Source organism: Pseudoalteromonas rubra, assembly GCF_004212645.1.
Taxonomy (GTDB): Bacteria; Pseudomonadota; Gammaproteobacteria; order Enterobacterales; family Alteromonadaceae; genus Pseudoalteromonas; species Pseudoalteromonas rubra_G.
Map to the genome: position 1 here is coordinate 57,412 of NZ_PPUZ01000024.1, position 21,427 is coordinate 78,838.

Genomic DNA, 21,427 nt, shown 5'->3' on the forward strand with positions numbered 1-21,427 from the left:
CAATAATTCAGCATTATTGATTAGTTTGCTGTACAGCTTGCAGGTAACCAGCTTAACTGAGCCGGAGCCGTTGCAGTGCCATTACACTTCCAGCTGGCAATTTGGAATCCACCAGTGAAGTCTGTGTCTGCAGCATCTGCACCAGCTGTGGTTTGCGGTGTCAGTGTTACAACCAAGCCATTCATATCGCCTGTACCTGTAATTGTTATCTGGCCAGCAGCGTCGATTACCAGTGTGGTGACATATTGAGTGCCTTCAAAATCGTCGTCACAGACAGCTGGGTTACCGCCAATTTGTGCTGTTTCAGTTGCACACGCTTTAGGCATAGTGGCAGCTGCGATAAGCTCAGAGGCTTTAGCACGGTTGATGTAATCCTGGTATGCCGGCAGGGCAACGGCAGCAAGAATACCTATGATTGCGATTACAATCATTAATTCGATAAGGGTAAAACCACCCTGTTGTCTTTGCGTCATGATGTGTCTCCTAAGGGATGTTAGACCCGATGCCAGCAACCACTCACACCAGGGGTTTATTAAATTTGTGCTCTAAGCAACTAGACCCAGTATAGGTCTTTATTCCTATAATAAATTTGTTGTAAATCAAAGTGAGTAATCATTCTTTTGGCGTAGTTCTCGGTATTTTTATGTATCGAAAAACATATTTACCGAGAAAAGCTCGCCCCGTTACCCATCAGTCTACGACATTACTATGACAATTGTGGTGATGCCCGCCTTAACGAGGCCGCCATCACATCTGCCGAAGTTACATTTACTGTTAATCAATACGCTGGCACGTTAATGAGAGCACACACTTTTTGAGTGCTAATTCTTTGTTCGTATTAAAAAGTGTTTTCTCATTCTTGTCAACGAGCTGGTTTTGTATTTTATTACAAAGCCGTTACACCTGTTACTCAAAGCGCATAGATAAGTCTATACTCTGCAGGTGTTTCGTCAACGCACCGCTAGAAATGTAATCAACACCCGCCTGCGCATAGGTCGCCAGTTTATCTAAGGTCATATTACCCGAGACCTCCAGCTTAGCTCTACCTGCAGTTTGTTTAACGGCAATTTGAATGTCTTCAACGGTAAAGTTATCAAGCATAATGATATCTGCGCCGGCATCTAGCGCCTGTTGCAGCTCTGCGAGGCTTTCAACTTCAACCTCTACGGGTTTGTCCGGGTGGTTTTGTCTAGCCTGCTCAACCGCCTTGGCTATGCCACCACAGGCCGCAATATGATTCTCTTTGATCAGGAAGGCATCAAATAAACCGATGCGGTGGTTTTTGCCGCCGCCACAGGTCACGGCATACTTCTGCAGTGCGCGTAGCCCCGGGATGGTTTTGCGGGTATCCAACAGTTGTGTGCTGGTATCGGCAAGTGCAGCAACTGAATGCGCGGTGGCAGTGGCTGTGCCCGACAGAGTTTGCACAAAGTTTAGGGCAGTGCGCTCGGCGGTGAGGATCGCCCGGGCATTTCCCGTTGCTTCAAAAATACGCTGGTTTGGCTGCAGCATATCACCGTCATTTACCAGGACATTCACCTGAACACTGGGGTCAACTTGTCTAAACACCTCAAGGATCAGATCCTTACCACAAAACACACAAGCTTCGCGTGTGATCACGTAGGCCTTTGCCTGTTGTGATGCGGGGATCAGGGCTGCAGTAATGTCACCATCGGCAGCGCTTTGATTATTCAGGTCTTCATCAAGTGCCAGCTTAACCAGCTGGGGGATCTGTTCATTTAACATGGGCAATCTTAGCTTTGCTATTCAATAACCTAATTCTACTGCGTTACGCCAGTTAATGACAATGTCGTTTATTGTCGGCAGCAGCGAACGGTTTTGGTATCTGCTAAAGTGGTGTCAAAATAACATAGTGAAAGTATGGCAAACTTGCTAAGGTAGTAACACAGCGAGATTGGCTAAGTGTTTCTATTTATGCAGTTAAATTGGTATCCGGGCGCACAGCAGCGACGCTCTCCCCATTACAATGAGCGACCGTCAGCGTGTTGTGTGTCTTTACTGGTAGTGCACTGTATTTCGTTGCCTGCGGGTGAGTATGGTGGTCACTACATTGACGATTTATTTATGGGCACGCTGGATTGCCAGGCCCACCCCAGTTTTGATTCACTGCGCGGTGTGAGGGTGTCAGCACATTGCCTGATCCGTCGTGACGGCGCCATCATCCAATACGTGCCGTTCGATAAGCGCGCCTGGCATGCCGGGGTGTCTGTGTTTGCTGGACAAGATAACTGCAATGACTTCAGTATAGGTGTGGAGCTGGAAGGAACAGACACAGCGTCATACACTGAAGCCCAGTATCAGGCGCTGGCTCAGCTCACAACCTGGTTACAGCAGCAATTCCCGGCATTGAATTCCGAGCGTATTGTTGGGCACAGTGATATTGCACCCGGGCGCAAGCACGATCCGGGTGTGGCGTTCGATTGGAACAAGTATTTTGCATTGATAAGATAAGAGTAACGGACATGATGTTAATTTCTATCATAATAGCTTTAGTGATCGAGCGCCTGGGTGCCCGTTCAGAACATTGGCAGATTGACTTTTATTTGGGTAAGTACCTGGCCTGGAGTAAAAAACAACTTAGTGATAAAGGGGTTTTTGGTTCTGATCTTGGGGTCATGATATGGTTGGTGCTACCCACAGTGCTGGTTGCGCTGGTGTATCATCTTTCAGATTTTGTACTCTTTCAGCTGATACTCAATGTGTTGATCTTGCTGGTTTGCTTTGGCTGTGGCCGTTATCGTCGCTTGTATAAAGGGTATCTCAACGCACTGACACGGGGAGATTCAGAAGCAGTCACATTATACGCGCTGCAAATGGGTCAGGAGCGGACCGAAACCGAGCGCAATGGTGAAACGTTCGGGCAAACGCTGGTATGGATAAATTTTCAGCATTATTGCGCCGTGATGTTCTGGTTTGTGGTGTTAGGGGCGCCGGGTGCCGTGCTTTATGCAAGTGTACGTTACCTGGTTGAAACACTGACGGAGCGTCAGGAAGACGACCTGCCAGCGCAGGTGAGTCTGTTTCGCAGCTCACTTGGGGCTCACGCGCAAAGATTTACGAAATTACTGTTTTGGCTTAACTGGTTACCTGCCAGGGTTGCCAGCTTTGGTTATCTGATCATAGGTAACTTCACGAAAGGAACTGGGTGTTGGTTAAAGTATTTACTGGATTTTGATACGCCAAACCGACAAGTGGTGAGTGAGATTGCGCTGGCGGCAGAGCAAATAGAGCAGCAATTTTTTGGCTGCACCTATGAAGCGACCTGTATGATGCGCCTGGTCAAACGCAATATCCTGTTTTTTCTGGTGTTGACTGCACTGCTCACTTTGTTTGGTGGTTTGAGTTAACTCAACAAGGTCTGACGGGCTCGCAATGCTTGCCCGTCAGGCGATCATGAACCAGGCTGAGTGGCCAGCCAGGCACGCCTGCGCTCAAACATGGCCGCCAGCTGATTGTCTTCAACATCTAATGTGGACAGCAACTGCTCCGTTACCTCAATCATGTCGCACACCCCTGCAACATTCCACAATGCCTCTTCAAGCCCCTTAGCCTTGTGTATCGCATAATGGCTGACGTACCTCAGCTCGTTGGCCAGGTAATCCATATCCGGGCGACCTGTTTTGGAGATATAGAGGTGAAACACAAACAATAACTCTTTCTTGAGTGCCCGCTTGATGAATAAAAACAGTGGGTCCAGCGACTCCCCAGCTGCAACACACTGACTTTTAATTGCTTCTTTGAGCGTTTTAGCCTTTGGATCAAAACGTAAGAAAACCGTGTATTGCAACGGCTTATCCTGGCGTGATTGTTTGCGCAGTCGTTCACTTAGATATTCGCCAATAAAGTCGCTTGGCAGCAAGCCATGAGGTTGCACATATTCTTGATGGTTATGATGAATAACTTCACTGAGTAAAATCTTGTGTAGCGTAGTGGGATAGAGCCCCTGGCCAATCGCACCGATTTTAAAATGGGCTGCTGATTTGTGAAGATAAAGTGGGAACTGACAAATACTCTTAGTAACCATGTTGCGCAGTGCATGTGACAACCCTGGGATCCTGGGTGCTTCCTCGCAGGGTTGCAGTTTATTCTTGTTGTTTTCAATCAGGATCTTGAAAAAAGTAATGGCGGTGTGTTGCACATTGCTGAGAATATTCACTTTCAGGTTAATGATGGTCTTTGCCTTGTTGACCGCCATCACTTCATACCTGAGTTTAGTCAGGTTGTGTTGTTTGGTGATTTTTTGCAGCTCGGGCAGATCGAGATGCACAATATCGCCTTTTTCCAGCGTTGCTGGTTCATCCAGTGCTACCTGTAAGCCCATTACCGAGAAATCCCGGGTATGGCCATGTAGCGCCTGTCCATTCTCTGCGGCAACGATCACGGCAGTCTTGTACAGATAGCGCTTGTGCGAGCGCAGGTTGACGTATTCAAGTGCAACGACTTCCAGTGGCGGGGGCACTTTGGCCTTACCATGACCAAATTGCTTGATCAGGTTAACCTGCTCTTTTGCGTATTGCAGCGCCTGATAATACGCTGTTTGCTGCTCGGTGGTAATATCGCTGAGCGTCATCAGGTATTTTACGTTCTCAATCAACCCCTGAACCCGAGGGGTTGGACGTTTGTTTAGTTTCTCAACATTTTTGCCAGCGCTGGAGGGCAAAGACAGCGGAATAAAGGCATCTTCATGGTGGCTTGGCATCAGCTGAACCTTAAAGATCCGCCAGCTATCTTTTTGGCTGCCAAACCCCATAAACAGGTGATGCAACTCTACCGACTTTTTAAGTTCCCAATCAAATGCCGAGTAAAAATAAATCTTACCATTTTTGCTATGGGTAAATGTGTAACAATAGGCTTCTTTGACAGGCTCAGGACGCTGCAACAGCATATCCAGGCGTTGTTGGTTAAAGACGCTGTACAAAGAGGAGGTTTTGCGTTCATCCTCAAAGTAATAGTTAATGTACGCATTGTTTTCATTGGTCAGTGCCAGGCTTGGATAGAGCATGGTTTTAGCCTGACTAAAAAACACGAACAACGAATTCACGCGGGGCAGGTAATACTGCTCATAGCCCTTACATACGACCGCATCCATTGTGTTATCCAGGTTAATTTTATAGCGACGCTTATTACCATGAATAAAACTTTGCAGGAACTCATCAAAGCCACTGTTATTTTCTACAAAAGTGCGCTTCAGGCGTACATGGTTGTATTCATTTGAGACGGGGTCTACCGCGACCACTTCATACTGGATCCCGCTTTTCAGGCCAAGCTCAAAATCCTGCTCCAGACCAACCAGGCGCAGTGACACGAGATCACCTTTATGCAAATGATAGCTCGGTGCCAGCTTTATTTTTGCGCCACTGAGAGAGATGTCTGAGGTGCTGGCATCGGCAAGCCGCTGGTTGGAGAACTCCACCGTGATCTTGATAGAATAATTCATCCGCTCTTCTATGCGGCTTTCGTAAGAGGCAAAACGAATGTACTGGGTGGCCTGGGAGACATCCAGAGCAGGCGTATCTTTGCCTTGCTGCTGGGCTGCCTGTTTTTGCATTACTTTAAAGTTATTGTCGGTGTTCATCACCGCTTCGTAAACGGCTAAGGTATAACCGCCGTAGCGGGCCACCTCTTGTTCAAACACCCGGATCGCAACATCGTCCATAAAGTGTTGCTTGCCTTCGTATTCATAGGGTTTTACTTGTCCAGACACCTGGCCACGCAGATCGATAAAACGCGCTACGGGCTGAGACAGCCGAGCCATTTCCATTTTCAGCAAAAACTGATCAGGCTTACTGAGTTGCGCTGTTTTTTGCTTGAAGATAAAGTCAAAATTAGGATCGCCGAGATCAATCTTTAATTCATCTATTAAGTCTTGGTATTGTTGTAATTTATCTTCAGCCATAGGTACACATTTTAAATCAGCAGATCTTACCCGGTTATTGTTTCAGCCTTTGCCAAATTTATGTCAGTATTAACGCTTACTTTTAAACTAAGCTTAATTGAGTTTTAATTTAAGCAATAACTATGCCTTGATTTTTATGGGAAAAAAGAAAACCGCATTTGTCTGTAGTGATTGTGGAGCGGAATTTGCTCGATGGCAAGGGCAATGTTCTGAATGTAAAGCCTGGAATACAATTACTGAGTTCAGAGTCCCCTCTGTTAAAGCCGCACCGCGTGGCGGCACTATGGCCGGATATGCTGGTGTGGTGGAAGCCAAAGTCCAGACGCTGGACGAAGTTAATCTCGAATCACTGCCCAGATTTTCTACTGGATTCAAAGAGTTTGACCGTGTACTCGGTGGCGGCGTGGTACCGGGCAGTGCCATTTTGATTGGTGGTGAGCCGGGTGCCGGTAAGAGTACCTTGTTGTTGCAGACCATGTGCTTGCTGGCCGAATCTATGTCCACTTTATATGTGACGGGTGAGGAATCATTGCAACAGGTTGCGATGCGCGCGAAACGCCTGGGCCTGCCAACCAACAAATTACGTACCCTGGCCGAAACAAACGTTGAAAGCATCTGTCAGCTGGCTTTGCGCGAAAAGCCGGCCATTATGGTTATAGATTCAATTCAGGTTATGCACATGAGTGATGTGCAGTCTGCGCCCGGCAGCGTTTCTCAGGTGCGTGAAAGTGCGGCTTACCTGACTCGTTTCGCTAAGCAAAACCAGGTCGCCATTATTATGGTCGGCCACGTGACCAAAGATGGCTCACTGGCGGGGCCTAAGGTACTGGAGCACTGTATTGACTGCTCTATCTTACTCGAAGGCAGCAGCGACAGCCGCTTCAGAACCCTGCGTGGTAACAAAAACCGTTTCGGCGCAGTCAATGAGCTCGGGGTTTTTGCCATGACAGGGCAGGGCCTGAAAGAAGTGAGTAACCCCTCGGCGATTTTCCTCAACCGGGGTGAAGAACAAACGCCAGGCTCTCTGGTCATGGTGATCTGGGAAGGCACCCGGCCATTGCTGGTGGAAGTTCAGGCGCTGGTGGACTACTCCCAGTTGGCAAATCCACGGCGTGTTACTGTTGGTCTGGAGCAAAACCGCTTGGCCATGTTGCTTGCGGTGTTGCACCGTCATGGTGGTTTGCAGGTGGCGGATCAGGATGTGTTTGTGAATGTGGTCGGCGGCGTCAAGGTCTCTGAAACCAGTGCTGACTTAGCGTTAATCGCGGCTTTGGTGTCTAGCTTCAAAAACCATGCGCTGGAGCGTCAGATGGTGGTATTTGGTGAAGTGGGCCTGGGCGGAGAGATACGGCCGGTACCCAGTGGTCAGGAAAGACTGCGTGAAGCCGCGAAACATGGCTTCAAACGTGCTATCGTACCCATTGCGAATAAACCCAAGGACGCCATTGAGGGAATGGAAGTGGTCGCCGTTGCCAGCCTCAGTGATGCGCTCGAAGCCTTGTTTTAAAGGGAATCTATACAAATGAAAAAATCTACGATCATGCTGGCGTTAGGTGGTGTCATGTCAGCCGCTGTTGTTGGCGCACATCTTTATGCAAATCAGCAGGCTGAATTGGTGGTGCAGCAGCAGATCGCGCAATTTGCGGAGCAATCTGAACTGCTGATTGAGCACCAAGGCTCATCTTATAACTTGTTTACCAACACAGTCAAAGTTCAGTCTCTGGTGATCAAAGAAGCCACTGAGCAGCAGACGTTACTGAACATTGGTGAGTTCAGCTTGCAGGGCTATGAAGCCGACAAAATCAGTGAATTTACAGAGGTCAAGTTGACCAATGTCACACTGAGCCCGGTGCTGGCTGCGGAGCTTGAGCAGCAGGCCGGCACACTGGCTGGTACCAGCTATGCGCTGACCTCGTCTTTACGTTACAACCCGGATAATGGCGACAGCCAGTTTAAATCATCAGTTGATGCGGCTGGCGTGGCAGGACTGAAGTTTGATTTTGACCTGGGCAATAGCACAGAGTTGATGACGACCTCAATGGAGATGCAACAGCAAGGTGGTGCTTTGACACTCGAGCAGGAGCTGCAGATGCAGAGCAAGCTGATTTCAGCGATACAGACGCTACAGCCACAGAAGCTAACCTTTGCGATTGCCGGGCAGTCCAAGCTGGATGCGCTGGTAACTGAGCTCCTTGCTAACAAAGGGTTGACCAAAGAGCAGTTTCAGCAAATGCTGGCTATGCAACTTATGCAAGTGCCGGTTTCAGAGCAGGTCAAGCAGGGGATCAGTGATTTTGCAAAGGGCTTGAATGGCCTGGAGGTGAATGTTTCTGTCGATGAGGCAATGGACTTTAACACCTTTTCTCAGCAAGTTCAGTTACTGGCAGCCGATCCCGAAGGGTTGGAGAAATTTCTTAATTTGCAGGTAACGGGTTCTTAATCGAAACCACGGAACGTAAAAAGCCACCTGACGGTGGCTTTTTTGTAACGCTGGAGCACAGTTTAATTATTCAGTGCCAGCATCAGCTCACGATTACGTTCCAGCTTGGCCAGCATCTGCTGAGCCAGTGGCTTAAAGGTTGCCAGCTCAGCCGCAGGCAAGGGTTGCGACTTAGGTAGCTTGACGGTGCGCGGGTTGCGGTGCACTCCGTTGACCAGAAACTCATAGTGCAGGTGCGCACCAGTAACACGGCCGGTCGCGCCGACAGTACCAATCTTCTGGCCCTGTTTGACCTTCTGGCCTTGTTTAACATGGCGCTTGTGCAGGTGCAGATACTTAGTCACGTACTGGCTGCCGTGCTGGATAAACACGTAATTACCATTAAGACGGTTATAGCCTGATTTGATCACTTTGCCATTACCCGCTGATACCACAGGTGTACCGGTTCTGGCGGCATAGTCTATGCCTCTGTGTGCAGACACTCGGCCGGTGACCGGGTGCAGACGGCGTGGATTAAAGTTAGAGCTGATATATTTGAAATCGACTGGGGCACGCAGGAAGGCTTTTTTCATGCTGCGACCTTCTGGCGTGTAAAAGTCACCATCAGAGTGGCGCACAGCTGTGTAACGCTCGCCCTGATTAATAAACTCTGCAGCGATGATCTTGCCTGTGCCTATCTCTTCACCGTCCACAAAATGTGATTCGTAGATCAGAGAAAATTGATCGCCTTTACGAATATCGTTGGCAAAGTCGACATCCCAGCCAAAGATATGAGCAAAGTTCATGATCTGACGCTCAGACAAGCCCGCGGTAATACCTGCGGTCCAGAAGCTGGACTTGATCTCGCCACCGGCAGATTTTTCGACTGTCTCGATTTCTTTGCTTTCGATGCGTGTGGCGTAGCTGCCTTCATCTGTACGGCTGACCAATAAAGTGTCGGTTTTAGACAACACATATTTAAGCTGCAGCAATTCACCTTGCGCATCACTGGCAAAACTCAGTACCTCACCGGGATGGATCTTGGTGAGCTTGCGTGTTTCGGCGTTGGTGTTGACGAGTTTATGAAGTGTTTGTGCTGAAAATCCGGCGCGTTTAAATATCACCGCCAGGCTGTCGCCATTGCGAACCTGGTGGTCGACGAAGTCGTACTGGGGGGCTTCGGGCGCAAGTGGTTGTTCGGCAGCCGCCGGCGCTTCGCTGAGCTCTGTCAGCTCGGGTTGTTGCTCACTGACATTCAAAGGGAGTTCATAACGCTTGCCCACTTCGAGCGCGTCTTTGTTGTGATCTCGGGAGGCTGTTGCCCTCTCAGACGGAATGAGTGCAATAGCGACCATTGCTGACAGCAAGCCCAGGATCAGCAACTTGTGTTTTTTTGGGAGTTTGTGCACTGCATGTACCATAACGTGCCTTTTCCGCTGTCAAGAATTATTGCAAATAATAGTGCAGCATATACGTAATAATGCGCAAATACCAGTCTTTTATACATTTAAACTGCCCCGAATATAAGCTAAAATCGGGCGATTAACTGATTAAATTGTTGGAGTGAGGTTGGCGTGACAACTGTGGATATAGATACGGCATTGGCAGAGATAAAGCGTGGTGCTGAAGAAATTCTGATTGAAGAAGATTTAAAGGAAAGACTGAAGTCAGGTAAAAAATTGCGGATCAAGGCGGGTTTCGATCCAACAGCCCCGGATCTGCACTTGGGTCATACGGTCCTTATTAACAAGCTAAAAACTTTCCAAGACTTAGGTCACGAGGTTATTTTCCTGATCGGTGATTTCACCGGCATGATTGGCGACCCGACGGGTAAAAATGTCACCCGTAAACCCCTTACTCGTGAAGACGTGTTAGCCAACGCTGAAACATATAAAGAGCAGGTATTTAAGATCCTGGATCCGGCCAAAACTACCGTGGCGTTCAACTCCGAGTGGATGGAGAAATTAGGCAGTGCGGGCATGATCAAGCTTGCAGCACGGCAAACGGTTGCGCGCATGCTAGAACGTGATGATTTCAAAAAGCGTTATGCCGGCGGCCAGTCAATTGCCATCCATGAATTTCTTTATCCGCTGGTGCAGGGCTGGGACTCTGTGGCCCTGCAAGCAGATGTCGAGCTCGGTGGTACCGATCAGCGCTTTAACTTGTTGATGGGCAGGGAGTTACAAAAAGAAGAAGGTCAGAAGCCACAAACCGTGCTGATGATGCCTCTACTTGAAGGCACCGACGGCGTGCAGAAGATGTCTAAGTCACTGGGTAACTATATTGGTATCACAGACGCGCCAAACGACATGTTTGGTAAAGTGATGTCGATTTCAGATGAGCTGATGTGGCGTTATTACGAGTTGCTAAGTGCCAAGTCGCTGGAAGAAATTGCTGGTCTTAAAGAAGAAGTGGCTGGTGGTCGTAACCCAAGAGACATCAAGATTGAATTTGCCAAAGAAATGATTGCGCGTTTCCACAGCGAAGCAGACGCAGAAGCCGCACATCAGGACTTTATCAAGCGTTTCCAAAAAAATGCGCTGCCTGATGACATCCCTGAAGTGACTATCACCATTGAGGAACCTGCGACTTTCATTACCAATGTGTTGAAAGAGGCGGGCCTGGTTGCCAGTACGTCAGAAGCGATGCGCATGATTAAGCAAGGTGCGGTGAAGCTCAATGGCGAAGAAAAAGTGACGGATTCTAAGCTGAGCGTTGAAAAAGGCTCAACTGCGATTTACCAGGTGGGTAAACGTAAGTTCGCCAAAATCAGCGTTGAATGATCAGCTGCTTTAATTAAGTAAGTATTAATGTAAAGGGTGGCCAGGTAGCCGCCCTTTTTAATGGGTGAGAATATTGATGGTAAGCCAGCACAAGCATAATGCACAAAGAAAAAACCAGCGCATGGTTGCCAGTAGCCTGAGCATCAGGTTAATGGTTTCGGCTTCGGGTGGCGCGTCGCTGCCAATGCGCATATTGTCAAAGCGCTGCTGTTGATAAAAACGTGGCCCCGCCAGCTGTGTATTGAGGTTGGCTGCGAACAGACTCAGGATCCAGCCGGAGCCCGCGGGTTGGTAAAACTGACCATAATGTTTGAGATAGTGGAGGGTTTTCCCCAAATTTTGGGTCAGTGCCATTATGACGACTAGGCCTCTGACGGGCAGCCATTCTAAAATGCTCAGGCTGATTTGCAGGGGCCTGATAAATGATGTATCCGGTCGCATTTTGCTGCGCCAGGCATGCTCACAGAGCAACATCAACTTATAACTCAGTGCCAGTAAAGGGCCACCGATCAGGTAAAACACAATGACCAGATAAAAATGCCGTATACCACGCAAAGCCAGGCTATCCAGGCATGCCTTACAAATGCCCATCAATGACAGTGTCTCTACATCCCGGTTAACCATGGCGCCAAGTAACTGACGTGCTGCTGCTTTTTGTTGTTGTTTGAGCAAAATGGCAATGCGCTTGGCACGGCGCTCGTGCTGAATATCAAGACACAGAAATAAAACAAGGCCACCGAGCCACTGTGGATAGAAAGACAAATAACCGAGTGTGGCGAGTAGTAGCAGGGTAACTAAAATCGGCAGGACAAATGCCAGGCTACCGGATAGCCACTGGTAACTTGCTGGAGACTTAGGACGGTAAACCTTTTGAGCCAGATTGGCAAACAGCAATGTCATCACCACATTGGGGTGGTACAGACTGGATGTTCTGAAGCCGATGGCGCTGAGCGTTGCCAGCAAAAAAATCAGCAAGCCCGTATGGGCTTGCAGTTGTTCAGCTAACACCTTAAAGCGAAACCTGATCCAGTTTTGCCAACAGGGCAGTCACCAGCTTAGAAGAGTTCACTGAAGCGATTTCCAGATAAGCTTCGAATGATTGTGGCGATTCTTTGCCGGCGATGTCTGATAACGAGCGGATCACAACAAATGGGGTGTTCAGCACGTGACATGCCTGGGCGATGGCGGCACCTTCCATTTCAACGGCCAGCATCTGTGGAAAGTCTTGACGCGTTTTGTCAATGCGTACCGGATCGCACATGAAAGAATCACCAGTACAAATTAAACCAACTTTAGTCTGAATGTCTGTCAGTTCACCGACACTTTGCTGAGCGGCATCCACCAAAGCTGGATGAGCGCTAAAACCTGCAGGCATTTGAGGGACCTGACCCAGCTCATAGCCAAATGCAGTGACATCCACATCGTGGTGTTTGACCTGAGATGAGATAACCACATCACCGACATTCAGTTCAGGATCAAAACCACCGGCAGAGCCCGTATTAATTACACAATCTGGCGTGTAGTTGTCGATTAGCAAGGTCGTTGCAACTGTCGCTGCCACTTTACCAATGCCTGACTGAACCAGAGTAACCTCATGACCACCCAGCTCACCGTGATAAAAGGTAAAGCCACCTTTAGTTGCGGTTTGTGTATTCTTCATTGCGCCGCGCAGGATAGTAACTTCCTGCTCCATTGCGCCAATAATACCTACTTTCATAATCTTCTCTTGTTTCTTAACTGTGTTGCTCATTATATATCAAAATGGGCTTTAGAAAATATGACGTTAGGCGGGTAAGTGGTTTTGCTGCCGGCCTTGGGGCCGACAGCGAATAGGATCAATTAGATCTCTGCCAGCTGCGTAGAAGCGGCTTTGGCCTGAGAGGGTGAAAGTACCGCAGGTTTGTAGTTGCGATTACGTGGCTTGGCCTGTGGCTCCGGCTTTTTACCGAGTTTAAACAAAATGGCGGCACGCACTTCAGCACTCTTGTAGCCGCTCTTAACCTTCATGCGGATATGTGGGATCCCGGCCGACTCGAGCGCACCGCTGACAAACCAGTCTTTTTGTGCCTTGTGGCCATTTTTATTGGCGTTGTTGACCAAGTCCACGGCTGCCACAATATTAAGCGTTTCTTTATCAACCAGTACATAATCAAGCTGTTTGTTTTGCGCCTTGGTAATGGCTGAGCGGCGTGCCTTTTTAGATAGTCCGGGCTTGCACTCGATGATTTCTATCAGCTTAACCCGGCTGACAACCTTAAACTTATCACCCACTGAGCGCTCCAGTAGTTGCAAAAAGGAGGCTTCAACTGTGGTGAATACTGAATCCTTGCGGTTAAACGGATAGGGGTTACCGCCGGTATCCGTATATTTTGAAATAACAATGGAAGCAATAACGACCAGCGCCAGAATAGATAATAATGTTAGTTCCATAAATCACTCCACGACAACAATTTGACTTTGAAATTATTAAGCAAAGAGTGTGCCTAAAGTGAGCGGAAGGGGGAGATTATCAATTTTGCTCGGCGCTGTGACTATCGCCGAGCGGATCAGTGAAAAGCGGGACGTTGCTGGCTTAGGCGCGGTAACCGCCTTTCACGCCTTTTACAGCGTATGCCACGGCATCATGTGCATGCAAAGACTCATAGTGGTTTATCTTTATATAGTAGTCCTGATAATTCTCTTCTTCAAACAAGGCTTTAAGCTTTCTTGCTGCATCTTCACAGAACATCAGGTTTTGCCCGTTAAGGCGGGCAAATTCTTGCTCATCTTCACGTTTAACTGCCGCCTGCACCGGGGTTTTTAGCTCATCTTCTACCAGGTTTACCAGACCCAAAATGTCAAAGGCCTGACAGTTTTCATCTAGTTTTACTTTGATGTTAGTAACAGAGCGCTGCGAATGTGGCGTGGCTAAGATCCCTTCAGTGGTGCCCAGCCAGGCATGCACACTGGCATGGTCGAGTGACTGACCGGCAAACTTTTGCTCAAAGGCGTTTTGGATCAGCTGACGCGCCAGGGCTGCAGAACAGGGACAGGTCGATGAGTAGGTGACATCAACGGCCAGCTCCAGGCTAAACTGGCCGTCGCTCAGGCTGGCCGTAATGCTGACGGGATAATTTTTCCAACCCTGTTTGCCACTCAGTAGTGATGCACGACGCAGCGGCAACTCAAAATGAAAGGTCACCTTGGCACTGTGACTAAGCCCTTCGTGGCTGGTAATAAAACTGTCCAGTACAGAGCGAATTGCGCCCGGTGTGAGTGTTTGTTCACAGGATAATGTATCGAGTGCCAAAAATAGCCGTGACATATGGATACCTTTGGCATCTTCCCTGTCGAGGCTGACAAACGCATCCGCTTTGGCGGTTACCGGGGTATCATTGAGCCCTTTGCTGGATAACAATAAAGGCAGCTCGATATTTCCCATTCCGACCCAGTCCAGCTTACCTTCTTGTAAGGCGTCCGCAGAATGTGCAATGTCAGGCATTGAAGTTGGCATTTGAACTCTCTTAATCACGACTATTTGGGTGGGGCATGTTACACCAAAATGTCACAACTTGCCGAGCCTGCAGGAAAATTTCTGGTAAAAAAATCGCCCAAGTGTGCAAAAAATCATACGCCGATGTTGGCTTTCTAAACACCTTTAAAAGGCAGAGAAACCGGGGGCTGCGGCGGTCATTTTGGTTTGTGCAATAGCGCTTGCGACTTTTGGTGACTCGCTTCTGTGTTTGGGTCAGGTATAATGTAGGCGTTAACTGGGTGATTTTATTATGCTTGACTCTTCATTTGGGACCTGGGCCCGAATTTTATCTAATTTGATTAAAAATTACGGAGACCGCTGGGCGGGGGTTGTCGCCTACGCATTTGTGCTGGTGGTGTCTCTGGTGTTGGCGTGCATGTTTTACTATGTTGCGCTTGGCGAAGTCACGCTGGTCAATGTGTTGTCAGTGGTGATATTTGCCGCATTGACCTCACCGTTGCTACTCTCTGTTGCCATCTATGCAATGCGTCAGCTGGATGCGTCAAAAGAGTATCTGGAATCTGCCACACAACAAGAAAAACTACTTAACCAGACACTCAAGGACAACATTAACCGCCTCAACAATGAGATTGATGAGCGGAAAATGGCCTTGCATGCGAAGCATCGGGCGATTGCCGAACTACGCAAAGAAATAGCCGAGCGGCGTAAAACCCAGCAAGAGCTGGCCCAGCAGAGTATGTTATTGCGCAGCATAGTGGACTCCTCTCCGGATCTGTTTTATTACCGGGATGAGCGCGGTGTATTTGCTGGCTGCAATAAGAAGTTTGAACAAGTCATTGGCAAAACCAGTGAACAGCTGATTGGCCACACTGTACAGGAAGTATTTGGTGAGCAAGACATTCCCAGAGTGTTGCAGACCGATGAGCAAGTGATAGAGACCCAGCAGTCGATTAATGTTGACGTAGAATACCCGGTGGCAAACGAAAACTGTTGGTTTGAGATGCGCAAGCTGCCCTTTATCAACGATGATGGCGAATACATTGGTTTGCTGGCGTTCGGTCGTGATATTACCAGCCGTAAAGAAGCTGAGCAGGCATTGGAAACAGCCTACAAAGATAAAGGGAAATTTATTGCCACGTTGAGCCACGAGCTGCGCACACCACTCAATGGCATTGTCGGTTTGACGCGCATGCTGCTCGACACTGAGCTAACCAAGCAACAGAAGAGCTGGTGTAACACGGTGTTCTCCAGTGCTGAAACCTTGGGTAATATTTTCAACGACATTATCGATCTCGACAAGATAGACCGGGAGCAGCTGGATATTGCCACGGACAGCATCAATGTGTCGGACTTCATCAACGATGTGGTCAACTTTGCAGGGCTGATTGCAGAGCAAAAAGGCCTTGAATTCAACATTAAGCGCTCAGGTATGCTGGATATCTACGCACTGCTGGATCCGACCCGATTGCGCCAGGTACTTTGGAATCTTATCAACAATGCGGTGAAGTTTACCCACAGAGGTGGTGTTACGCTGGAGTGTCGCCGGGAAAACCGCTCAGATGGCCCCTGGTTGTCTATCAGTGTTATTGATACGGGCGTTGGTATTCCATCCGATCAGCAAGACCGTATTTTTGATATGTACTACAAAGCCCCTGATGCAAGTGGCAACAATGCCATCGGCTCGGGGATTGGTCTGGCGGTAACGAAAGCCCTGGTGCACGCCATGAAAGGCACGATTCATGTCAGCAGTATGCAAGGCGAAGGTAGCCGCTTCGATGTTGAGTTGCCACTGGAGCTATGCACAGCCCCCAACGAGCAGAGCTATGCCGGTCGCAGCCTGTATATACTTTTGGTTGAAGACGTGCCGCTCAATGCCGAAATTGCCACTAACTTACTTGAGCAGCGCGGTCACGAAGTTGTCTGGGCTGAAACCGGGGAAGACGCCCTGTCGATGGTTGAAACGGAAGACGAATTGGATCTTATCCTGCTTGATATGCAGCTGCCGGATATTAATGGTGATGAAGTGGCAAGGCAGATCCGTGCTGATAGTCATTTTGATGAGCTACCCATTGTTGCGCTGACAGCCAACGTGCGTAGTGCCGAGCAAGAGCTGCAGGGGATAGATATTCAGGGAGCACTGGCCAAGCCCATCAATACGACTAAGCTGGATAAGATGCTCGCAGAGCTGTTCGGTATTGAAGCCAGTAAAGACAAGCAAGCCTCGCCACAATCTGAGCCACTACAATTGAGTGAGCAGGAGCAAGCCCTGTTGGATGTAGAAACCATCACTGACTTTGTTTCATCCATGGGCATAGAAGCGTTCAAGCGCAGCTGTGATCTGTTTACCCGTCTTAACCCGACTTACTGCAACGAGCTTGATGAAGCAAATCAGAGTGATGATACCGAGACCTATGTGTCGGTGGCGCATAAGCTGAAAGGGGCCGCGGGATCAGTCGGCCTGCAGAATGTACAGTTACATGCCAAAACAATGGAACTTGAAGGGGCTCAGGTAGAGACTAAGCAGCGCGCAGACTGGCTGGAAGAGCTGGAAGTGAAAATAAGAGAAGGGCAGGCTGCCCTTCACTCATTAATTGCAAAACTCGCTGAAAACTCGTAACGCAAACTTATTGGCTATCGATCTTCCCGATGAAGCGGTAGCCTTCACCATGAATGGTGCTGATCAATTCTGGCGTGTTGTTGTCGGTTTCGAAGTGCTTACGAATACGACGAATAGTTACGTCTACTGTTCTGTCGTTAGCACGTAGTTCACGACCTGTCATGTGCTTGATCAGTTGCTCACGGCTAAAGATACGGCCAGGTGAATCAAGCATCAGACGTAATGCACGATATTCGCCTTTCGGCAAACGCTTAGCTTCACCCGTTGGTGAAGTCAGGCAGCGGCTATTCTCATCCAGCTCCCAACCGTTAAACGTAATGACACCATTGCTGTCAATACTTGACTCTTCCGGGCTTGAGCCGGTACGAGAGATCAGGTTGCGCACGCGGATAGTAAGCTCACGTGGATTGAAAGGCTTAGTAACATAATCGTCGGCACCGATCTCAAGACCCAAAATACGGTCGACATCGTTGTCACGACCAGTTAGGAAAATCAGGCCGATGTTTTTCTTCTGGCGTAACTCACGAGCCAGGATTAGGCCATTTTTACCTGGCAGGTTAATATCCATGATCACACAGTTGACATCATCGTTCGATGTCAATTTTTCATGCATATCATCGCCATCAATGGCTTCAATTACCTTATAACCTTCGGCTTCAAATAAACTAACGAGGTTCAGTCGAGTTACGTCTTCATCCTCAACAATTAGAATGACTGGCGTTTGCATTATTAATTAACCTTTTCGGAATATTGTATTTACAAGATCATCGGCGTTATATAATAAAACCGAATGTTAACGATTATAGGAGTATATTCAATTGTTAACAAGTAAAATCAGTTAGGATAAAACTTGGAGACGGCAAGCAACCGTGAAAGCACTTTAAAGTTGTGCTGAGTGACTTCTTGCTTGTTTATATAAAGCCTTATCTTACTCCCTTCCTGGACCAAGGACGCAATCCCACCCCCTTCCAAAAATTCGATACTTTCGCCCACAGTTACCATACTTAGGGCCATTGTATCGGTCCAAGCGGACAGTATATCATCTTCCAATGTTTCATCAATGTATGTGATATCACATCGCTGGGAAAGTTCCCGAAGTGACTCAGACTTTTTCACTTCGATTATTTCAATCGGCTTTAAACGTATTTTTAGGGTACGGTTACTATATAAAACAGCACCTGGCCCGCTTGTGATGTCATAAAAACAAAAACGAGTGGTTTTCTTATTTTTTTGCTCTGGAAAATCAATGAACTTTGCCATTTGATATAAAAAGGCTGAACGGATCTCCTCGGGCGATTTAGCAAAACAAAACGTAGGAAAAAACGCAAAAGAGCAAAAAATAAATAGGTACGCATATCTCACTGTGAACCTCCTTTCAGAGGTAAGCTGATCACAAATTGAGTACCCGATTTATAATCTTCCTGTAGTGTAATACTGCCACCCAGCGCCTGAGTGACCAGGTTGTATACCAAATGCATACCCAGGCCACTGCCACCTTCTCCCCGGCGAGTTGTAACAAATGGATCAAATATGCGCTTTTTGATGGCGTTTGGTACGCCGACACCATTGTCACTGTACACAATCGTTAACTGCGATTCTTCACGGTTCACTTTTATAGCAATTTCGTTATTTTCGTTGCTTGCAAAGCCGTGTAACAGTGAATTTGAAAATAGTTGCTCAAACACCTGCTGCAGCAAACCTGATTTGCTTCTGATGGTCAGTTCTTCCGGGCAGTCAATGTCTATCTGAGGTGATTTCATTTCCAGCTCAGTGCGCATCGCTCCCATGACTGCATTGAGCAATTTAGTAATGTTGACATCTGAATTGATCTCTATGTCCTGGCTGACCGCCACTTTTTTAAAGCTTGAGATCAGATCTGCGGCCCGGTTGAGGTTTCGATAAATGAGATCCAGATTTTCGATCCCTTCTTTGATGAAGCGTTCCAGCTGTTTTGAGGTCAGCGTTTTTTGCTGGAAGGCGACTTCGATATCACTGAGTTTGTCGCGTAGTAAGGTTGAGCCTGTAACACCCAGGCCTATGGGAGTATTTACCTCGTGTGCAACGCCTGCAACCATTTGGCCCAGTGAAGCCATTTTTTCATTTTCAACAATTTGATTTTGGTACTGATGCATGCGCTCGAGTGTATTGAGCAGCTCCTGGTTTGCCTCTCTGAGCGCTATGGTGCGTTGATTGACCTTTTCTTCCAGGCTTTGGTTAAGCTGTTTGATCTCTTGTTTATCAGCCTGGTGGCGCTCAAGCTGATTTTGTGTCCGGGTAAGCATGATATTGAGGTTGTTGGCGAGGATATTAATCTCTTCAATGTCACTTTTTTCCGCCCGGGTGGCGTAGTTGTGATTTTTCGATACGTCCTGCAACAAAACAGAGAGAGATTCAATCGGGCTGGCAATACGCTTTTGGATCCCCCGGGCGACAAACATCACCAGCACCAGCACAAACAGAGTTAATGCGATATCGACCAGGATTTTTCTGTTGATGTATTCAGCCAGGTGCTCAAGACCACCACGCAAATAAACATAGCCTTCTATATTGCCTTCGTATTCGACGGGCAGGATCAGCTCTATGTAGTCTTCCGATATTTTCGGCGTCCTGAGCTCCTCTATCTGATTGACTTTGAGCGGTACCGGCGGGGTTTTACTGGCGTTGTAGCTGGTAAAGAAGACCGGCCGATTAGTCACATCGTCAATCGCATAAATGTGAATGTTCTTAACCAGATCGACTTTATCGAACGACTTGAGGCGCTTTTCTTCGGTTTTTCTGTCGTCGAAAATCAGCGTTACCTGAGCATTAAATGCAATGATCTCTGCGATCATCTCCAGTTTGTTGATGATCAGCTGCTTTTGTTTTTTAACGTCGAGATAGGTTGAAATTGAGATAGACAGGGACAAAGACAGCGCCGTTACTAGCATGACGGCACTGATCAGCACTTTTCTTATACTTGTTTTTGTTGCGTATTTACCCATTGGGAGACCACAAATCCCGCTTGCATGCTATTCACTCACTTTAGTTTAGCAGTATAGAACACAAAAAAGCTCACATTTTACGAAACGATTCAGCGCTTTGCTTGCAGATAGTGAATTAAAGACGAGTCAGAATGCACCGGGTATGCCAATATAGCCAGCCCAACAGCCAAATTGAGCTGGCCGGAGCTTAATTCAGGCAGGCCCGGTAAACGGCAAACTTGGTGTTTTTTATCCGCGTGTCGCAGTGCCCAAAACGTGCTTCAATCAGCGGGGGATATTTCAGGAAACTGTTTGCAACTATATGTAGTTGAGCGCCTTTACTCATATGGGCAGCTGCCCCCTGAATAAATCCTTCGGCAATGTCATAGTCAGTTTTAATGCCAGTGTGAAAAGGCGGGTTACTGATAATGGCATCAAAGCGACCCTTTAGCTGTTTAAGGCCATCGCTCAGCACCAGCTCCGCCCCATGACCATTTAGGGTTAGGGTTTGCTCGCAGGCATATAAAGCCAGGGCATTGACATCCAGGCAGCTGAAGCGAATTTTTGGAGACTGGTTTAGTACAAAGGTGGCGATGACTCCGGCACCACAGCCAAAGTCGAGCATGCTGCCGTGGGCAGGCAACTCGAGATTTTCCAGCAGTAACTTGGTCCCGACATCCAATTTACCATGGTTAAATACCCCAGGGACGCTGACTGCCTCAAACTGCTGCCCGGCAACCGCGATGGTGAAGGTTTGCTGGTAGCTGGCAATATCAAAGCATGCCTCAGGTTGCAGCTGGGCAAACTCATACAAAATACAATGTTTAGCGCTATCGAGTTTGTAATGTGCCTCGCATTTATCTTGCAGCTGTTTTTCTGCCGACTTAACGCCACCTTTATTCTCTCCAACCACCAGAAGGCGAGTCTTGTCAGAGCACAGCGCACGAATATTATCGAACATCATCTGCGCTTCGGGCTTGGACTTTGGGTAGTAATAAATGATCAGATCGAGATCATTGAGCGCAGGCAAGCTGTGCGAGACGTAGCTATTTATACCGGCTATTTTTGTCGCAACCTGATGAGCGGCAAAGTCATAACTAAATGCGCTGATGGTTGCTTGCGGGTTTAGTTGCTTCAGCTCAGACAGAAAACCATCACGCTGGTGATTGATCACCAAAATATGCTGGCCTGTCAGCTCTTCTTCATTGCGCAGCAGCAATAAGCTGGGGTTGGTTAATTTTTGCATCTGAGGTCCA

Annotated in this window: 18 protein-coding genes; 6 read left to right on the forward strand and 12 right to left on the reverse strand. The window is 48.0% G+C overall.

All coding sequences use genetic code 11. The features are described 5' to 3' along the window. Positions 1-20: 20 nt before the first annotated feature. Entirely contained in the window at positions 21-473 is a 453-nt protein-coding gene (locus tag C3B51_RS23890; protein ID WP_130244886.1) for a pilin, read from the reverse strand. Positions 474-906: 433 nt separating this feature from the next. Further along, entirely contained in the window at positions 907-1,746 is an 840-nt protein-coding gene (nadC, locus tag C3B51_RS09425; RefSeq protein ID WP_125717089.1) for a carboxylating nicotinate-nucleotide diphosphorylase, read from the reverse strand. Between the two features lie 189 nt (positions 1,747-1,935). On the opposite strand from nadC, the gene ampD reads away from it, so the two are divergent. Next, positions 1,936-2,472 (forward strand): 1,6-anhydro-N-acetylmuramyl-L-alanine amidase AmpD, encoded by a 537-nt coding sequence (gene ampD / locus C3B51_RS09430; RefSeq protein ID WP_125717090.1) that lies wholly within the window; start codon positions 1,936-1,938, stop codon positions 2,470-2,472. An 11-nt stretch (positions 2,473-2,483) separates the two neighbouring features. After that, positions 2,484-3,368 carry a beta-lactamase regulator AmpE gene (gene ampE / locus C3B51_RS09435; protein ID WP_130244887.1) on the forward strand — a complete coding sequence of 295 codons (885 nt, stop codon included), beginning with the start codon at positions 2,484-2,486 and terminating at the stop codon, positions 3,366-3,368. A gap of 44 nt (positions 3,369-3,412) precedes the next feature. Here ampE and C3B51_RS09440 read toward each other — a convergent pair whose 3' ends face one another. Then, on the reverse strand, positions 3,413-5,917 hold the full coding sequence (locus C3B51_RS09440; protein WP_130244888.1) for a PilZ domain-containing protein: 2,505 nt from the start codon (positions 5,915-5,917) through the stop codon (positions 3,413-3,415). A 136-nt stretch (positions 5,918-6,053) separates the two neighbouring features. Between C3B51_RS09440 and radA the strand changes: the two genes are divergently transcribed. Both radA and C3B51_RS09450 read left to right on the forward strand, forming a co-directional pair. Further along, positions 6,054-7,424 carry a DNA repair protein RadA gene (gene radA, locus C3B51_RS09445; RefSeq protein ID WP_046006249.1) on the forward strand — a complete coding sequence of 457 codons (1,371 nt, stop codon included), beginning with the start codon at positions 6,054-6,056 and terminating at the stop codon, positions 7,422-7,424. 15 nt (positions 7,425-7,439) lie between these two features. Continuing rightward, on the forward strand, positions 7,440-8,357 hold the full coding sequence (locus C3B51_RS09450; RefSeq protein WP_130244889.1) for a hypothetical protein: 918 nt from the start codon (positions 7,440-7,442) through the stop codon (positions 8,355-8,357). A 62-nt stretch (positions 8,358-8,419) separates the two neighbouring features. Here C3B51_RS09450 and C3B51_RS09455 read toward each other — a convergent pair whose 3' ends face one another. Next, positions 8,420-9,757: a peptidoglycan DD-metalloendopeptidase family protein gene (locus tag C3B51_RS09455; RefSeq protein ID WP_130244890.1), complete on the reverse strand. Its 1,338-nt coding sequence runs from the start codon at positions 9,755-9,757 to the stop codon at positions 8,420-8,422. A 162-nt stretch (positions 9,758-9,919) separates the two neighbouring features. Here C3B51_RS09455 and tyrS point away from each other — a divergent pair, with 162 nt between their 5' ends. Further along, the gene (gene tyrS, locus C3B51_RS09460; RefSeq protein ID WP_125717189.1) at positions 9,920-11,119 is read left to right on the forward strand and encodes a tyrosine--tRNA ligase; all 1,200 of its coding nucleotides are present in this window, start codon (positions 9,920-9,922) and stop codon (positions 11,117-11,119) included. Positions 11,120-11,176: 57 nt separating this feature from the next. Here the strand turns inward: tyrS and C3B51_RS09465 are convergent, their stop codons facing one another. From C3B51_RS09465 to folE2, 4 genes are all read right to left on the reverse strand, one after another. Further along, positions 11,177-12,127, reverse strand: coding sequence for a cobalamin biosynthesis protein (locus tag C3B51_RS09465; protein WP_165389134.1), 951 nt, complete (start codon positions 12,125-12,127; stop codon positions 11,177-11,179). A gap of 1 nt (position 12,128) precedes the next feature. Further along, positions 12,129-12,836: a 5'-methylthioadenosine/S-adenosylhomocysteine nucleosidase gene (gene mtnN, locus C3B51_RS09470; RefSeq protein WP_125717096.1), complete on the reverse strand. Its 708-nt coding sequence runs from the start codon at positions 12,834-12,836 to the stop codon at positions 12,129-12,131. A gap of 122 nt (positions 12,837-12,958) precedes the next feature. Beyond that, complete coding sequence (locus C3B51_RS09475; RefSeq protein WP_046006245.1) at positions 12,959-13,549, reverse strand: DUF2726 domain-containing protein; 591 nt, start codon at positions 13,547-13,549, stop codon at positions 12,959-12,961. Positions 13,550-13,691: 142 nt separating this feature from the next. After that, positions 13,692-14,612 carry a GTP cyclohydrolase FolE2 gene (gene folE2, locus C3B51_RS09480; RefSeq protein ID WP_130244891.1) on the reverse strand — a complete coding sequence of 307 codons (921 nt, stop codon included), beginning with the start codon at positions 14,610-14,612 and terminating at the stop codon, positions 13,692-13,694. A 271-nt stretch (positions 14,613-14,883) separates the two neighbouring features. Here folE2 and arcB point away from each other — a divergent pair, with 271 nt between their 5' ends. Then, entirely contained in the window at positions 14,884-17,211 is a 2,328-nt protein-coding gene (gene arcB, locus C3B51_RS09485; protein WP_125717098.1) for an aerobic respiration two-component sensor histidine kinase ArcB, read from the forward strand. Between the two features lie 7 nt (positions 17,212-17,218). On the opposite strand, the gene arcA is transcribed toward arcB, so the two are convergent. From arcA to C3B51_RS09505, 4 genes are all read right to left on the reverse strand, one after another. Then, positions 17,219-17,938, reverse strand: coding sequence for a two-component system response regulator ArcA (gene arcA, locus C3B51_RS09490; RefSeq protein ID WP_046006242.1), 720 nt, complete (start codon positions 17,936-17,938; stop codon positions 17,219-17,221). Between the two features lie 107 nt (positions 17,939-18,045). Continuing rightward, the gene (locus C3B51_RS09495; protein WP_125717099.1) at positions 18,046-18,573 is read right to left on the reverse strand and encodes a YfiR family protein; all 528 of its coding nucleotides are present in this window, start codon (positions 18,571-18,573) and stop codon (positions 18,046-18,048) included. Then, positions 18,570-20,192, reverse strand: a complete 1,623-nt coding sequence (locus C3B51_RS09500) for an ATP-binding protein (protein WP_125717100.1) — start codon at positions 20,190-20,192, stop codon at positions 18,570-18,572. The genes C3B51_RS09495 and C3B51_RS09500 overlap by 4 nt, the downstream gene beginning before the upstream one ends. A 187-nt stretch (positions 20,193-20,379) precedes the next feature. Continuing rightward, complete coding sequence (locus tag C3B51_RS09505) at positions 20,380-21,417, reverse strand: methyltransferase (RefSeq protein WP_130244892.1); 1,038 nt, start codon at positions 21,415-21,417, stop codon at positions 20,380-20,382. Between the last annotated feature and the right edge of the window lie 10 nt (positions 21,418-21,427).

Bases quoted from the DNA above. Each gene is read 5' to 3' on its own strand.
- C3B51_RS09500 (WP_125717100.1), bottom strand. From the start codon at position 20,192: ATGGGTAAATACGCAACAAAAACAAGTATAAGAAAAGTGCTGATCAGT.
- C3B51_RS23890 (WP_130244886.1), bottom strand. From the start codon at position 473: ATGACGCAAAGACAACAGGGTGGTTTTACCCTTATCGAATTAATGATT.
- mtnN (WP_125717096.1), bottom strand. From the start codon at position 12,836: ATGAAAGTAGGTATTATTGGCGCAATGGAGCAGGAAGTTACTATCCTG.
- C3B51_RS09440 (WP_130244888.1), bottom strand. From the start codon at position 5,917: ATGGCTGAAGATAAATTACAACAATACCAAGACTTAATAGATGAATTA.
- C3B51_RS09505 (WP_130244892.1), bottom strand. From the start codon at position 21,417: ATGCAAAAATTAACCAACCCCAGCTTATTGCTGCTGCGCAATGAAGAA.
- C3B51_RS09450 (WP_130244889.1), top strand. From the start codon at position 7,440: ATGAAAAAATCTACGATCATGCTGGCGTTAGGTGGTGTCATGTCAGCC.
- radA (WP_046006249.1), top strand. From the start codon at position 6,054: ATGGGAAAAAAGAAAACCGCATTTGTCTGTAGTGATTGTGGAGCGGAA.
- ampD (WP_125717090.1), top strand. From the start codon at position 1,936: ATGCAGTTAAATTGGTATCCGGGCGCACAGCAGCGACGCTCTCCCCAT.
- folE2 (WP_130244891.1), bottom strand. From the start codon at position 14,612: ATGCCAACTTCAATGCCTGACATTGCACATTCTGCGGACGCCTTACAA.
- nadC (WP_125717089.1), bottom strand. From the start codon at position 1,746: ATGTTAAATGAACAGATCCCCCAGCTGGTTAAGCTGGCACTTGATGAA.
- C3B51_RS09475 (WP_046006245.1), bottom strand. From the start codon at position 13,549: ATGGAACTAACATTATTATCTATTCTGGCGCTGGTCGTTATTGCTTCC.
- arcB (WP_125717098.1), top strand. From the start codon at position 14,884: ATGCTTGACTCTTCATTTGGGACCTGGGCCCGAATTTTATCTAATTTG.
- C3B51_RS09455 (WP_130244890.1), bottom strand. From the start codon at position 9,757: ATGGTACATGCAGTGCACAAACTCCCAAAAAAACACAAGTTGCTGATC.
- arcA (WP_046006242.1), bottom strand. From the start codon at position 17,938: ATGCAAACGCCAGTCATTCTAATTGTTGAGGATGAAGACGTAACTCGA.
- ampE (WP_130244887.1), top strand. From the start codon at position 2,484: ATGATGTTAATTTCTATCATAATAGCTTTAGTGATCGAGCGCCTGGGT.